General features: G+C 30.8%; 17 protein-coding genes. 4 read left to right on the top strand and 13 right to left on the bottom strand.

Annotation, left to right across the window (positions count from 1 at the left end; translation table 11 throughout):
* Positions 1–13 precede the first annotated feature (13 nt).
* Positions 14–256 (bottom strand): hypothetical protein, encoded by a 243-nt coding sequence (locus tag D2A34_RS23240; RefSeq protein ID WP_119368063.1) that lies wholly within the window; start codon positions 254–256, stop codon positions 14–16.
* Between the two features lie 306 nt (positions 257–562).
* Between D2A34_RS23240 and D2A34_RS23235 the strand changes: the two genes are divergently transcribed.
* Both D2A34_RS23235 and D2A34_RS23230 read left to right on the top strand, forming a co-directional pair.
* Entirely contained in the window at positions 563–1,090 is a 528-nt protein-coding gene (locus D2A34_RS23235; RefSeq protein ID WP_119368062.1) for a hypothetical protein, read from the top strand.
* A 93-nt stretch (positions 1,091–1,183) separates the two neighbouring features.
* Positions 1,184–1,381 carry a YvrJ family protein gene (locus tag D2A34_RS23230; RefSeq protein ID WP_119368061.1) on the top strand — a complete coding sequence of 66 codons (198 nt, stop codon included), beginning with the start codon at positions 1,184–1,186 and terminating at the stop codon, positions 1,379–1,381.
* Between the two features lie 347 nt (positions 1,382–1,728).
* On the opposite strand, the gene D2A34_RS23225 is transcribed toward D2A34_RS23230, so the two are convergent.
* The 5 genes from D2A34_RS23225 to D2A34_RS26920 form a co-directional block, all read right to left on the bottom strand.
* Complete coding sequence (locus D2A34_RS23225; RefSeq protein ID WP_119368060.1) at positions 1,729–2,355, bottom strand: type 1 glutamine amidotransferase family protein; 627 nt, start codon at positions 2,353–2,355, stop codon at positions 1,729–1,731.
* A 100-nt stretch (positions 2,356–2,455) separates the two neighbouring features.
* A complete protein-coding gene (locus tag D2A34_RS23220) occupies positions 2,456–3,418 on the bottom strand; it encodes a helix-turn-helix transcriptional regulator (RefSeq protein ID WP_119368059.1) in 963 nt (320 codons plus the stop codon).
* 283 nt (positions 3,419–3,701) lie between these two features.
* On the bottom strand, positions 3,702–3,878 hold the full coding sequence (locus D2A34_RS26925; protein ID WP_182629450.1) for a hypothetical protein: 177 nt from the start codon (positions 3,876–3,878) through the stop codon (positions 3,702–3,704).
* Positions 3,879–5,724: 1,846 nt separating this feature from the next.
* Positions 5,725–6,114, bottom strand: coding sequence for a hypothetical protein (locus tag D2A34_RS23215; protein ID WP_119368085.1), 390 nt, complete (start codon positions 6,112–6,114; stop codon positions 5,725–5,727).
* Between the two features lie 123 nt (positions 6,115–6,237).
* The gene (locus tag D2A34_RS26920) at positions 6,238–6,402 is read right to left on the bottom strand and encodes a hypothetical protein (protein WP_182629449.1); all 165 of its coding nucleotides are present in this window, start codon (positions 6,400–6,402) and stop codon (positions 6,238–6,240) included.
* A gap of 394 nt (positions 6,403–6,796) precedes the next feature.
* On the opposite strand from D2A34_RS26920, the gene D2A34_RS26915 reads away from it, so the two are divergent.
* Complete coding sequence (locus D2A34_RS26915; RefSeq protein ID WP_182629448.1) at positions 6,797–6,973, top strand: hypothetical protein; 177 nt, start codon at positions 6,797–6,799, stop codon at positions 6,971–6,973.
* A gap of 667 nt (positions 6,974–7,640) precedes the next feature.
* The gene (locus D2A34_RS23210; protein ID WP_119368058.1) at positions 7,641–8,129 is read left to right on the top strand and encodes a hypothetical protein; all 489 of its coding nucleotides are present in this window, start codon (positions 7,641–7,643) and stop codon (positions 8,127–8,129) included.
* An 811-nt stretch (positions 8,130–8,940) separates the two neighbouring features.
* Here the strand turns inward: D2A34_RS23210 and D2A34_RS27530 are convergent.
* From D2A34_RS27530 to D2A34_RS23180, 7 genes are all read right to left on the bottom strand, one after another.
* Positions 8,941–9,066 carry a hypothetical protein gene (locus D2A34_RS27530; protein WP_279221649.1) on the bottom strand — a complete coding sequence of 42 codons (126 nt, stop codon included), beginning with the start codon at positions 9,064–9,066 and terminating at the stop codon, positions 8,941–8,943.
* Positions 9,067–10,192: 1,126 nt separating this feature from the next.
* Entirely contained in the window at positions 10,193–10,534 is a 342-nt protein-coding gene (locus D2A34_RS23205) for a hypothetical protein (protein WP_119368057.1), read from the bottom strand.
* A gap of 218 nt (positions 10,535–10,752) precedes the next feature.
* Positions 10,753–11,190, bottom strand: a complete 438-nt coding sequence (locus D2A34_RS23200) for a hypothetical protein (RefSeq protein ID WP_119368056.1) — start codon at positions 11,188–11,190, stop codon at positions 10,753–10,755.
* A 366-nt stretch (positions 11,191–11,556) separates the two neighbouring features.
* Positions 11,557–11,982 carry a hypothetical protein gene (locus tag D2A34_RS23195; RefSeq protein ID WP_119368055.1) on the bottom strand — a complete coding sequence of 142 codons (426 nt, stop codon included), beginning with the start codon at positions 11,980–11,982 and terminating at the stop codon, positions 11,557–11,559.
* A 183-nt stretch (positions 11,983–12,165) separates the two neighbouring features.
* Positions 12,166–13,047 (bottom strand): helix-turn-helix domain-containing protein, encoded by an 882-nt coding sequence (locus D2A34_RS23190; RefSeq protein ID WP_119368054.1) that lies wholly within the window; start codon positions 13,045–13,047, stop codon positions 12,166–12,168.
* Positions 13,048–13,328: 281 nt separating this feature from the next.
* A complete protein-coding gene (locus D2A34_RS23185; protein ID WP_119368053.1) occupies positions 13,329–13,514 on the bottom strand; it encodes a hypothetical protein in 186 nt (61 codons plus the stop codon).
* A gap of 91 nt (positions 13,515–13,605) precedes the next feature.
* Positions 13,606–14,298, bottom strand: coding sequence for a hypothetical protein (locus D2A34_RS23180; RefSeq protein WP_182629447.1), 693 nt, complete (start codon positions 14,296–14,298; stop codon positions 13,606–13,608).
* Positions 14,299–14,372: the final 74 nt, after the last annotated feature.

Raw genomic sequence — 14,372 nt, 5'->3', positions numbered from 1 at the left:
ATATTTCATTTGCCTAATCAAAATTAAAATTATTCACAACCTCAGTAGTTTTGTCCACATAATTATCAACTACCTGATCTATTCCATCACAAATATATTTTAAACTACATCCTAAGCATTTATCTAATATTCCGTCCTCTAACAAAGAACATTTCAAATCATCCTGAAAAGTAGAATTTCTAATTGCCAATGCTATTTGCTTTTTATCAAAGCACTCTCCTTCTTCTGAACTAATCTTAATTTCATCTCTAATCATTTTTAAACACCTACCATTAATTTATTCACAGCTCTAAAGATTTAGCTACTGCTATTATGGATATATGTTTTATGCTGTACCATAACATTAAAATTATAATTAAATTTGCATACCCAGCCTCTTAACCTGCATTTTACAAGCAAATTCTTAAGTTCTAAAATTCTATTATTCTAAAGTTCTCAAGAATACTTATTCTAAAATTCCTTAGAATTTTAGAATCCTAATATGAAGAACCATATATCTTTATTAAGAGACTAAATTACATAAAGATTAACCTAATATAACTTACTGAATGGAGGATAATTTATGGCTAGAAAAAGAATATCAAAGGTTCCTAAAAATGATTTTGAATATGATGAAGGTGAAGTATGTGGATTTACTAGTGAAGCTCCTATAGCTGGTGACTGTATCTCTTCCTTCTCTTTTGATGATTCTGATGCTGATAAGATTCAGACTGATTATAAATTTGAATCAAATAATAAAACTGCTATTCAAGAATCTCCTAAAACTAATACAAAATCAACTATTACTTTTGGTAATACTGACAATACTAAAGATAATACAACTGATTCTGCAGAAACAAAAAATACGTTAAGCTCTACAAAAGACATATTTGATAATAGAAAGACTCCCCTTCCTAATGGTGCTACCCCTGCTATTGATGGGGAGACTCCAACTATTAAAAGAAGCTATACTCTTAGAAACTCTACAATAAGAAAAATAAATGAATTAAAACATCTACATCCTGATATAAATGTATGTGTCAGCACTATCGTTGATATTGCCATAGATCAGTATCATAACTACATTGTAAATGAAGGCGGCACTCAATAATTATTCTGTTAATTATTTTCAATATAATTATTTTTTCTAAAAATAAAATCATCTCTTTTCCCTCATATATCTTTTATAGGAGGTGATGAGTTTATGGAAGTAAATCAATTAATAAATCTAATTGTTAATAATGGTTTTCCCGTGGCAGTTTCTGCATATTTGCTAATACGCTTAGAGAAACAAATTGTTAGCTTATCAAATTCAATTAACAAACTAAATACCATAATATCAGCAAAACTTGGGGTTGCTCTAGATGTAGATTCTAGTGATGACTCTCATAAAGTAGCTTGAATAAAGGCGATAAACATTTTGTTTTAATTGTTTATCGCCTTTAAATTTGCTTATATGTGAACTCATAACTAAGTAGTTCAATTTAAATTATAAAGTGATACACAAGTTAAGAAGAATGCGTACTAATAATTATACTTATTAACTTTAGTCATTGGATTTTCTCCTCCAAGCAGTTCCAAAGATTAATGGATTCTTCCTTCGGCACCATAGCTGATTATCGAAGTATTATAATCATAAACAATGAGATACTCTTGATTCCTTGGAGGGGTGTCGCCGACATTGCCGACAAAACCCATGCTAAAGTAAAAGGTGGTGAAAAGTAGCTATCTTACCCACTTTAATCCATTTTATTGAATTGAGTTCATCAACTCAAAGAAATATTTTGACTCTTGGGTTTTATAAAGATTGTACCAGGAATCTAGGGTTTGCGGTAAGAATACATCTAAAATTTTCAATATATGCAAAGCAAATTCAAGGGGAGCTATTCCAGAAGCAGTAATCAAACTTCCATCAGTTACTACACATTCCTGCTTATAATACTTTTCTCCATCATAGCTTGGGCAGACCATTTTAAGATACCCCAAGTCATTGCTTGTATGAGCTCGTTGATTCAATACTCCCCCCATAGCAAGTCCTATTGTAGCACCACAAATTGCCCCTACAACAATACCTTTCTCTAAATATTTTTCAGCCATTCTTATAATGGGAGCATGAATTGCTTCTGTCCATGTATTCCCACCAGGTAGAATCAAAGCAGCAGTATCTTTAACACTACACTCCTTAAGTTCAATTTCTGGCAATATTTTCAGACCTCCCATTGTAGTAATAGGGGTCTTGGTAATTCCTACAGTTACTACTTTTAGCGGCATTAATCCCTTTTTGTAGTACCTTCCCGAATTGATTTCAGTGCTTAAATAACCTATTTCCCAGTCTGCCATTGTATCAAATACATAAAGATATACTGTATTCTTCATTTTCTATTCCTCCACATTCATTTCATTGTTGCTATTTGTTGCAGGATGGTCTCAAACTCCATCTCGATCTATTGTATATTATCTTCACTGACAAATTCAGTCAGTGAAGATAATGGGCCATCAAATCTCTAAGAATTGCTGCCATAGCATCTTTAAAACTATTTGGTTCAAGCACCTTTATTGATTTACCATATTGAAGTAGAATATGAGGAACATAGGTATGGATTGAGTCTTCATCCATTAAAAAATTAGCTCTGCAATCAGTTCGTTCTATCAGATGATATCCTAAAAACCAATGTGCGCAAAGATCATTCAACGCTTCTGCTTTGCCCTCGATTACTAAAGTGCAAAGTCCTACTTTGCTTTCCCCATTGGATAATAAGTTTTTTGTAAAAAACTCACGTGCCGAAAAAGCTTCAGGACGCTTAAACGAATTTTTAGTGCTTATAATATTTACTATTCTGTCTACCCTAAAACTGCGAATTTCATTCCTAAGATGGCAAAATGCAATAGCATACCATTTATTGTTCCAATAAAGCATACCATAGGGGTCAACAACCCTATGCTTAAGATGTCCTTCATAACCTGAACAGTATTCAATTTCCATAGAGCATTCATTAGCAACAGCTTGCTCGAGTTCCATTAATATAGGTTTGACAGCTGGATCGCAAATACGGCTCACCACTTCAAATCCAACTAAATGACGATTAAGGACTTTTTCTTGTTCTTGATTCGAGAACATCTTTAACTTTGATGTTGCACTATTTAGTGCTTCCATAAAAGGATATCCTGCTTCCATTGCAAAAATGGCAGCATGTAAAAGTGATTTTTTCTCTTCAAGGTCAAAAAACAGGGGTGTTCGGATAAAATTGTTAAGCAAACTATATCCGCCGTTATGACCAGGCTCCGATATTATTGGCACTCCACTAACACACAATGCATCCATATAACGATAAACTGACCTTATGTTTATTTCTAACCTTTCGGATATTTGCTTTGCAGTTATTTTTGTACCTGAATTCAGCATCCATAAAATTGCTAGCATATTATCATTTTTTGGCATAATGCGCCCCACTTCCCTAGATTTTTAATAGTATCATTTATAAATAAATGTAATGCATCTCATTGCCACGACATATTTTTCTCATATTTAAGTTAGTGTCTTTGACCTCCTTTGTTTGTTAAAGGGAATCAATGAAGACAGTTCTTTTTCTTCATAATATATAAACTAATACTAACTATAGTTAAGTCGTCATAATTTACTATCAGGAAATACTTTTTTAAAAACTACCGCAAATTCACTTCTGAATAATGTATTATTTAGTAAAGCAAATTATAAATATTACTCACTTCTTATTTTTTTCTAGTTCATCTAAAATGATATCTAACTTTTCATCCATTTGTTTATTCTTTTTTATAAAATTTCTTAATGCTTTTATTCCTTTATATATTCCTATTACTACTAAAATTATTAAACCAAAATTAATCCAATTCATAATTAGCGTCATATAATTAATTTCCATAAACTTTCTCCTAACTGCATAAATTGTATACTTTTAGTACAATTTTTATAATCATAGTATTTTTAACTATTCCTTATAATTTCTTTTTCTTAATTCATCTCAATTTACTATTCCACATCATTATCGCCATATATTATTATATTATAACTGTATTTCTTTACAAGTTTTTCATATTCCTATATCAATATTATTATGTAATAAATTTATATATTAAAAAAGAAGATATTAATATACTTCAAGCAAAAGAAAATCTACGTTTTAAAAAACTCCATTTAATAAAGTTTCTATCTCTCCTATATTCCTTTCCGCTTGAACTAATTAATATCTTTTGATTATGCTCGTTACACTCGTAAATTAATGTTTCCCTCATCCATCCCAGCTTACTTTAAATTCACTTTTAAACTCTAAATCCAGAAAGAGTCAATACATAATACCAATACGCTCTGCTCCCTTGGCATTACATTGACACTTTCTTCAGCAATTACTTTAAGTTTGGAGTCAGGATTAAAGGCTGCGCCTTCAATCCCATAGTTAATGTTTCTCTACGTAAAAGGAGTTAAGATGGACATAATAAAGCTATTTATAGTTATGATATATTTTAAAGTTTAGCTATAGCTTTATTCAGTCCATCTTTTGTAATCCAATAACGTCACTTCGCTCCTAAGGAAGATAAGTTCAAGCTATTTCATAGATTTCTCTATTTTAAGAACATAGATGTTATGGTAGTATATTTTAAAACATTCTAAACTCTCTATATCTTGAACTTCTCATTAATTGTTGTAGCCTGCGGCAGCAAGTAATAAATATATAGGAGCACTAGTGTTCCTTGTGGCTACGCCACTCCAAGTATTACTCTTATATGTAAATCTACATAATTATTATCTGATAGTATCTATAGTTATATAATCTTATAATTAAATACCTTTATTACTCTTACACTATTTACAGTTAGTATTACTATATACGTATTTTCTAAAGGACAAGTTTCTTTATTAGATAGTTATTTGGGCGCCTTAACCACCACCCAAAAAAGGACATGTCATCAGCATGAGATACTAAAGCTTATAAAAGTCTCCTCAAAAATCTGAGCCTTTTATAAACTAAGTATCTCTATGCATTAGACTAGTCCTTTGTTTGGGTTCCCGGTGGGGCGCATTTATTTTAAACTATAGTATTTGTATTATTTATAGTACATGATATATTGGGGTTCTATGTATGAGGAAATGGTAAAACTAAAGAAAGTAGGCCAGACAAGCTGGCAATGGATTTCGGGGGCTTGGACTTGCCATCACCAATACTGAATAAAGTTTGAAAAGGTGATGGCAGTTCCATCTTGTACTGGCTTGCCTGCTAATCCTTTTTAGAAATGGAGTTATTTACGCTCAAATAAATCCAATAACTAAAAATAATCAAATCTTATTCGTGAGTGAAATTATTTTTAATTATTCGGTTTATTTTTGCTTCAATAACACTCATTCCTAAAAATGACAGGCAGAAAAGCTAGTACAAGAACGCCCCCTGTTGAAACTATAGATAAGGTATTAACTGTATTTTTTCATAAGTTAGGGTATATTTATTTAAAATCATTATCAAGACACGCTTCGCTTTTGATCTTGACAATAATTTTAAATAAATATGTATGGTCATTATGAAAAACTCTATGTGATAGTATGCTGCTCGGTTGGACACGCTATCATTAGATATTGTATATATAGAAAAATAAATAACTTTTCCTATGAATGTTACTAGTCCTTATCATCGTGAAGCTTGTCTACCTTTTAATGCTGCACCTGGTCTTATCTATATTCTAATATTTATTTGTGGGGGATTGTTCCCCCCTATGTACTTAAAATGGCAACTCATCACCTGATACTTTTTCTAGTATATTTTCATGCTCTATACTTATCTGCTTGTTATATTGCTCCTGCCATATTTCCTCATATTGATTATTACATTCTTCTTCCCAATCTACAAAATGACCATTCTCAATATCACTTCTAACTGCCTTCCAGAACTTATATTCTTTATCATCAATACTATAAAGCCCTTTTCTTCCTATGTTCTTTTTGAAACTTAATTTTAATCCATAAAGACTTAAACAAGCACCATCAAATTCAATAATTATTGAATTATCTTTTAATCTATAGGCTGTTTCTGAAAATCTAAAATTTTCATTTTCACTTAAGTATCTGTACTCTGCAATTAATGTTTTTGACTCATATTTTCTCTTATCCATTTTAAAACCACCTTTTCTTCCTAATTCCTCTCCTCCCATATTTTTATTATGCCCACTTACAGAAATTTTAGACATTATTTATGTACAAAAAAGCACCTTTTTAGGCACTTTCATTTTTATAATTTATTCTCCAATACATAATTTCATATATCCTCTTATTGCCTTACTAACGTCTTTTCCATTTCTATGACAATATGCTTCAAAGTCTTCATACAACTTGATTTCACATTCCACATGTAACTGTTTTGTGGGCGGTTTTACTTTTTTAATTTTCTTTTTATGTTCCAATGTTCTCCCACTCCTTTCCTGTCAAATAGTCTAGCCAATAATGAAAATTCTTATACTTAAATTCCTTTAAAATTTATACAAATAAGTACAAGTTATTACGAATATTCGTTCTCATAATTGGCAATAATTATAATATCAACTTAAGAAAGGGTTTTACATATATATGAGATACTTTTCATTTACCAAATGGCTTACTACTAAAGAATCTTTTAATTCATATGGACACTATAAAGAATGGCTTTCTATTTTATCAAAAGACGAGTCCAATAAAACTGATTTATATTATCACGAGAAATACAAATATTTTGTGAACTACCTACAGACAGAATGGGATTAGCAGCATATGCTTCCCCATCTCCTATATAAAAATATATACACGAAAGGATTTGATTGAATGACCTTTACAACATGGCTTATAAAAGAAAAAGGCTTTGTATCAAAAACTCAATTCTATTCACTTGTAAGTACATTACCTTATGAGGGGAGAAGAAAATTAATCCTATACTATAAAATAGAATATAAACATTACCTTGATACAAGACCAATACAACTTGAACTTGAAATAAAATAATCATGGAGAGGTCCTCTCCATGATTATTTTATTTCTTTTAATATCTCCAAAAACTACGAAATTAACTTCCAAAATTACAGGACAAGCCTCTGTTGTTTTTTGGGGCAAATGCTTAAGTTCCATAGAAACTAAATATTGTACAGGGGTGAGAGCTCGCAATCCCCTTTACAATATTTAGTTTCTACTGGTATAATCGCCCTCCCCAAAAACATTATTTTAAAAAAGCTCTATTATTTAAATCTGAAATACAGACAGCTCTTTATTCTATATTATCTAATTTATTAAAATTTTCATTATTAATAGAGCTTGTTTAAAATTCCCTTTTTGGTACTTATATATACCATAAATTATCTAGCTCTATAAATAAAAAAGAATGATCTACTAGGGTGTATAGACCATTCTCAATACTGGTTAATATTTATTTAATAGGGGTAAATAATGTTTAACTACTTTATATTTATATATTACTTAATATTTGTGACAGTAATATGACAAAATGTATATTTGTATTATTTGCAACCTATACTAAAATTGCATTGTAAAAATAGCAAATTTAATATCTAGAATGTTGTGATCTTACGTTTCTTTATATATGATTATTTAAAAATATTGTTCCGATTATAGAAAAAAATCAGTTAGTAAAATTTATAATAAGGATGTGTCTTGTATGAAACTGCTAGTATCTTTACTTACTACTTTAAGCATTACTTTAAGCAGTATCCCCTTTAATTTATCTAGACAAAATCCCCCAAGATTATTAGATGCATTTATTTTAGCTTACGATGCAATGTATATTGATGCTAGAGCTTATGAAACAGATTATATTATATTAGATATGGAGTCTTTTTATTTTAAGGATACAACTCATGAGGATAGAGAGAAGATGATCGAATACTTTAGGAAATATGATAAAACTGTTTTAAATGCTTCATTATTCAAATTACAACAAATTGGTTTAGCAGATAAACTAGGTGGATTGAAAATATCTGCCCGCGTATTAATGATAACAAATATTCAATCAAATGATTCACAAGGAATATTTATTGAGGGTTATAATTGGGGTGGTTCCCTTGCGGCCTCTTACTATAGAATTCACTTTAAAGTTGTAGATAATAATTGGAAAATAATCAAAGTCGAGTTATTAGGATTTTCATAATTTTCACCTAATCTGAATACTCATACACCCTTGATTATAGTTATTATTTATCATAAAATTTATCATAAAAAGTAGAATTTTTAATTTCTACTTTAATTTCTACTTTTATTTTTATTTAAGTTAGCCTTAATACAGAAATATCGTCTGTTTTGAATCAATTATAATACAAATTATAAATATCACACTGTTAAATTTTTATATATTATTTTTTAAGCTACTATGTCAAATCTCTATAGTTTATGAATTACTGTTCTTAGTATCAAATTACTTTTATTTTTGCTGGGCGCCGTCAATGTACTCGCTTTTCTGCCTGTCCCTATTAGTAATGAGTGTTATTGGAGCGCAAGAAATCGTATCACTAAAAATAATTACCTTTAAATATCTATTTCTATTATTTTTAGTGATTGGATTTCTTAAGCAGAAATAACGCTATTACTAAAAAGGACTAGCAGGTAAGCATGTACATTATGGACCTGCCCTCACCTTTCAATAAATCTTATCTCCATCTTGTGAGGGCAAGTCCAAGGCGCCCTTTCTTTATGCATATGCATCACTTTTCCAGAAATCATGTAATAAACCAATGGGACCTCTCCATAATCTTTAGAATAATCTATATTTCATATACTTTTTATGGTTAATAGGATTTAAGGCGCAGCCTTTAATCCAATCACTGCATCTAAATTAACCGCTTAGGAAAGTGTCAATGTAATACTTGGAGCAAAGCTCCTTAGTATTGCATATTGACTCTTTCTGGAGTTAGAATTTAGAAGTAAATTTAATGGATCCTCTTTTAAAAGAAAAACATTACCTCTTATTCCCACTCTAACATTTTACAAAATCCTTTATCTTCGCATGCAGCATTATCTTCATTAACACAATACACCAGAACCATGTTAACACCCTCTCCACCATCTAAAACATTAAACCCTAATACCACAAAGAAGGCATGTACATTTAGCTAAATAACGTTTCCCGAAGTGTGCAAGCCCCTTGTGGGCTTGTATCATTTACGGGACAACGGGTTATTCTAGCGAAGTGTGCATGCCTTCTGCGCCCACCGGGTACCCAAATAAAGGACTAGTCTAATGCTTAGCAATTCTTGACTTAGATGAAGTTGGAGCTTGTCGGAAAATTCATCTAAGTCTCTAGAATTCTTGCTGATGACCTGTCTCTTTTTTGGGTGGTGGATTAAGCGCCTAGATAATTATTCAATAAAATAACTTGTCCTTTAAAAAAAACACATATGTAGTAGTAACAGATGTATATATATGAATAAGTCCTTATAATTAACTATATGTATATATTAATAATTACTTACGTAAAAACTATGAAGTGGCGCAGCCACAAAGGAGCACTCAGTGCTCCTTAATAAATTTATTCCTTGCTGCCGCAGGCCATAAAAACAATAAGAAGTGCAAGCTATAAGACAATACTTTCAAGCAATCTATATCACATTAATATAGCTTATAAAAAATGCTTAAAGGTCTTTCTTTAGCTTGTACTTCTTTTCCTTTGTTTGAGCATAAGCGAGTTAAAATCAAGGTAATAGGCTAGCTTTAATGAAATAACCTGCAGCAGGACCTATACAATATCAACATACTTTTAAATAATTATTGCAGGAATAATGATAAGCTTGTCTATTACTTCCTTTGACTTGAAGGCGAAGCCTTGAAGTGACTTAGCTGGCCTTTGAGATTAGAAGAGAATTTAGAGCTAAGTTGTAGCAGAAAACATTAACTTCCTTCAATATTTTCTAAATCTAAAACTCGCTCTTATCTATTAAGTAATCATATTACAAAGCTAAATAATACATTTGAAGAATGCCATAGTATATATGTATTTAGGCTTGAACATATTACTTACTTATTCTGATATATTAAATCCTAGTTGTATGAATAATGTTTATTTGTATTCTATTTATAATAATTTATCGTATCAATAGCAATTGATAGCACTTATAACTTACTCTACGAAATTGGAATTTACATATGCTTGGATAATATCAATCGGCATTCTCCACTTTTCTGCAACTGGAACCATCTATTACATAAAGTTGAAATTACTTAAATTACTATAGCTTCTGCGCCGATACCAATACTTTCAAGATCTAATTTTAACCGCCAATAAACATCATTCTCATAAAATTCCATTTCAGAACCATTTCCTTGAGATGCGTCAATTTTATACATTTCAGGAATGTTGAATGAAATAACATATCCTAATTGTGCATCACTCCAATTAACACTTACCTCCATGTTAGTTGTTTCTATATCGTAGTTGTCATTTCCATAATTCTTAGCAATATACTCAAAAGAATAGGAAAAATCATAGCTGTCATCTTTTTTTAGTGATCTTATGTAATCCTCCTCGTTTGCAAAACCGTGATTATCGTACTCCGTCCACATAAGTTTTTCTCCTTTCGTTTATGATTTTGTTCCATGGAATATTTCTGCTTATCTATCTACTAGCTCATTATTTGAAATAATTTACAATTGCAATTATTTACATTAATAAAACCTACATTATTCTCTTTTTGTTTAATCATGCAAATTGGAATTTAACTGTTTCATTATGCTTATTTGGTGAGGTTATGCACGAAAGCCCTCCGCTCTTCTTGTTGTCATTATTGTTGCTTTTTGAGTTTAACCGTTGTAGTCGTGCCCATAGCCGAAGCTTCATAGCTTAATACACCATTTTCGTATTTCATAGTTTTAGTATCATCACTCGAAGCGAGCAAAGCACTCTCAGTTTTACTATGGTCATTTTTCGAAGTCCATGAATAAGGGTCGTCAGCGGTTGTTGGAGCGACAAAAGAACCAGCCCAATAAAGTGATTTTGTGTCTCCGTTATCACTTATCCAATAAATTGTAATCGTATCCCCGCTTATTGTTGCAGCTTGATAGGACTTATCAGATTTACTATTTTCTTGTTTCCATTCACCCATCAAGTCAGGTATTTGCTTTTCTGTGTTTTTACCACCATTGCCCGAACTACACCCAGTAAATATTGTTATGAGTAGAGCCACACAAAGGCTAATTATCGCCAGTTTTTTTATTTTCATTTTTATTATCCTCCTTATAATTTCTTTAAAAAACTCTATAGTTGCTTTTATTTACAACTGTCCTTCCTAACATGCACTATATATTCTTGTATATATTAAGAAATAAGCTTTTTTAGATTTACTTAGTGTTACCATTATTTCACTTTGAAGCGTGCTGAAACCTATAACTTGAACGGATCTACTTAATAGCAGTAACTTAATGATGTTCAAATCATTACCACATTGTGTACATTCCTAAATATATTTATGGTTATCAAACCCTGACTGACCATTTAAATATGCGTTGCAATGATTGCACCACCAATCAACATTAGGAAATCTTTCACCCATAGATTTTCTTCCTCTTGGTCTAAATTTTGATTCTATTCAGACTACTGTCTTTGCATAAGAGTTGACCCATGTTTGATGATCTCCTAAGGAGATGCCATACTGTGCTGCCAACTCAATCTTGCTTTGCGATGCCTTACACCCATCAGGAAGATTTCGCAAATGCTCGTTCACATTGATGAGTTTATTGCTGGGCAGATTCGATTCATGGCACGCCTCAACAACTACTGAATCTACTGAAATTACATCAACATGTGTTTTTAATCCCTTAGCCGCGACTTCTTCAATATTTAGAACATTGGTCGCTGTTCTGTTTTTGACGATAACTATACCCACAACCACAGCACAGGTTGTTATAGCTCCAATTGCAATTATTTTCTTATGCTCCTTTACAAAACCAAAGAGTGTTTTCTTTTTTTCTATATCCCGGGTCATCTTCATATCCAAGTTGAATGTCTGTTGCATTTCTATCTCCTTTCAAATTTTCGTATCATTACAATGCTATCCTTGATGATAATTATCATCTACTTACAATAATATCTTACACTAATCTCAGGAAGCTTGCTTTCACAATATGTGAAGCTCATATCAGACCCAAGGCAATTTAGCTAAATCCTATTTAAGAATACTTAAAATTATTATTCGTCCTCAAGGCTTTACAGACATTTCAACAAAATGCAAAGCATAAGGATTTCCTAACTGCAAAAAAGATAACATCATCTGCATGCCGACTGCGGTGTTCATTTCTGAGCTTAATCCAGTATCTATCATAGAAACTACATATCGCAATGCCAGATAGTAATCTGCAAGCTCAGCCAAATTCAGAGATGATTTCAGATCCTTAATTAATTCAACTATAATATCATCAAAGTCATTAATAAAATCTTGACGTTTCTTTTTTGTTTCTTCACTTTCATTTGCTTTTGCATTCAAATATGACTTAACAAATGGAGGTGTATTTCTACGTGGATACAGTAATGATTCTGCAGCCTTCATCATCTCTTCATCTATTATTTGAGACCACAACACAAATATAAGCCATATATTGTTAGCTGTTGCTTCTGGTATTTCCCCCTCATCAGTTGCTTGCTCAAACACCTCGAAGCATTCAAGTATTATTCTTCCACTTATACCCTCATTATTGGAAAAGGCATCTATAATACGACTACATAAATCATAGCCTTTCTTGAAAGCAGGACTTTTTAGCGCATTATCAGAGCACGAAAGAGGAAAAAATATCTTCATCATTTTTGCAATATCTTCTGATCCGTCAATTAAAAACTTTACAGGACCTAATTCAGTCAAATCTGAGCATAGTATTTCATCAACGGTTTTTCCATAATGTTTTGCTAACATGTGCAATGTTTGCGGATCAGGCTTACGTTCTCCATTTTCATAATTTTTTATAGTAGTATTCCCAAAGTGCACGACTTCTCCTAATTCCTTCAGAGTTTCACCATGAATACTTCTCAAGTGCTTAATGTTTTTACCGAGTTTATTTACAGATTCATTTTCTGAATTTGTTCCCATAATACTGCGCTTTACCCTCCATTCAATTCCATTGATATAATCGATTCATTAACATCATATAAGTTATTCAACATTTCTTTTTATTTACTTTTTTGATATCTTACAAAATTTCTGTACATTAGCGATTATCTAAGTTCACATTATAAGAATAAAATCTTATAATTACCTATCAGACTATATAACCCATTATAATCCAATTTTTTCACGTATGGAATAATTATCTACTTCTACAAAAAAATAAATGCAGCAACGCTTATTTATGCTGCTACATTTTAAATTTCCTAAATATTTTCTTTGTTAGATATATCATTAATTTTTATACGCTCTGCCTCTACAGTAGGAACTCTATACTTTTTTGTATACTTTATTATTCCTATTATATATACTCCCGTAACAAGCACCGTAACTATACATCCACGCAATAAGACTAGTGTTAAATTATATAAATCATTTATCATATAAGCCATAACTGCCTCCAAAATCTTTTTATTTTAATACTTGCCTTATTTCTAAAATTATAATCATATATAAAGATTTTCTAACCTGTGCTTCTTGCTTTTATTCTGCTAATTCAACATTCTTATAGTAAAAAGCAGTTTGTTTACCATCCCAAACTACATTTAAGGTTTCTCCATTATTATATATTCTAACTATTTTTCCTATTGATTTGATTCCCTGATACTCAATATAAACTTTATTTCCAACTTTATAATCTATATCTGATTCTCTTATATTTTCTTCAATAACTTTATTTATAAAATGCTTTTCTGTTTCAAAAATTTCGTTTTCTTCGAATTTAGGCTTCTGTATATATTCCAATATCCATCCCTTAGGATTTATAACTATAGTTTTCTCTCCAGGTATTATTAAATTTGCATCACCTTTTCTTTTGATATATTGCTTAGGCTTAAGATCTTTTAACTTTTGTCTTTGTATTTCATTTATTTCCTTATCAATATTCACAATAAGCATTTCTTCTCCAGGCATTATTCCCACATCTTTAGGTAAATTAAATTCATTTACTTCATCTGAATTAAAATATAAGGTTTTATCATTCAATTCAACTAATAATGCTCCACTAAGTGTTTTCACTATTCTACTGCAGCTATTAGAATATAATTTTATAATACTATTAAACTTATCTATTTCTTTATTTTCCTCTTTAATAATTATTTTCTTTGGTTTTACAACCTCTATAGCAGGCAAATCAAATATGCTAATTTGTCCTTCAATAAAACATTCACTTTTCATGATCATCCTTTCAATACTTTTAATCTGTTTTAGTTCTTTTGTTGATTAAAAAACAAATAAATTTTATTTGTTTA

The sequence above is a fragment of the Clostridium chromiireducens genome (assembly GCF_003575225.1).
Lineage (GTDB): Bacteria > Bacillota > Clostridia > Clostridiales > Clostridiaceae > Clostridium > Clostridium chromiireducens.
Note: the sequence above shows the minus strand (reverse complement) of the source record. Positions and strands in the feature narration are given on the sequence as shown.

What these genes read in the sequence shown, in the direction of transcription:
- D2A34_RS23240 (WP_119368063.1), bottom strand. Translation starts at nt 256, where the DNA reads ATGATTAGAGATGAAATTAAGATTAGTTCAGAAGAAGGAGAGTGCTTT.
- D2A34_RS23235 (WP_119368062.1), top strand. Translation starts at nt 563, where the DNA reads ATGGCTAGAAAAAGAATATCAAAGGTTCCTAAAAATGATTTTGAATAT.
- D2A34_RS23230 (WP_119368061.1), top strand. Translation starts at nt 1,184, where the DNA reads ATGGAAGTAAATCAATTAATAAATCTAATTGTTAATAATGGTTTTCCC.
- D2A34_RS23225 (WP_119368060.1), bottom strand. Translation starts at nt 2,355, where the DNA reads ATGAAGAATACAGTATATCTTTATGTATTTGATACAATGGCAGACTGG.
- D2A34_RS23220 (WP_119368059.1), bottom strand. Translation starts at nt 3,418, where the DNA reads ATGCCAAAAAATGATAATATGCTAGCAATTTTATGGATGCTGAATTCA.
- D2A34_RS26925 (WP_182629450.1), bottom strand. Translation starts at nt 3,878, where the DNA reads ATGGAAATTAATTATATGACGCTAATTATGAATTGGATTAATTTTGGT.
- D2A34_RS23215 (WP_119368085.1), bottom strand. Translation starts at nt 6,114, where the DNA reads ATGGATAAGAGAAAATATGAGTCAAAAACATTAATTGCAGAGTACAGA.
- D2A34_RS26915 (WP_182629448.1), top strand. Translation starts at nt 6,797, where the DNA reads ATGACCTTTACAACATGGCTTATAAAAGAAAAAGGCTTTGTATCAAAA.
- D2A34_RS23210 (WP_119368058.1), top strand. Translation starts at nt 7,641, where the DNA reads ATGAAACTGCTAGTATCTTTACTTACTACTTTAAGCATTACTTTAAGC.
- D2A34_RS23205 (WP_119368057.1), bottom strand. Translation starts at nt 10,534, where the DNA reads ATGTGGACGGAGTACGATAATCACGGTTTTGCAAACGAGGAGGATTAC.
- D2A34_RS23200 (WP_119368056.1), bottom strand. Translation starts at nt 11,190, where the DNA reads ATGAAAATAAAAAAACTGGCGATAATTAGCCTTTGTGTGGCTCTACTC.
- D2A34_RS23195 (WP_119368055.1), bottom strand. Translation starts at nt 11,982, where the DNA reads ATGCAACAGACATTCAACTTGGATATGAAGATGACCCGGGATATAGAA.
- D2A34_RS23190 (WP_119368054.1), bottom strand. Translation starts at nt 13,047, where the DNA reads ATGGGAACAAATTCAGAAAATGAATCTGTAAATAAACTCGGTAAAAAC.
- D2A34_RS23185 (WP_119368053.1), bottom strand. Translation starts at nt 13,514, where the DNA reads ATGGCTTATATGATAAATGATTTATATAATTTAACACTAGTCTTATTG.
- D2A34_RS23180 (WP_182629447.1), bottom strand. Translation starts at nt 14,298, where the DNA reads ATGAAAAGTGAATGTTTTATTGAAGGACAAATTAGCATATTTGATTTG.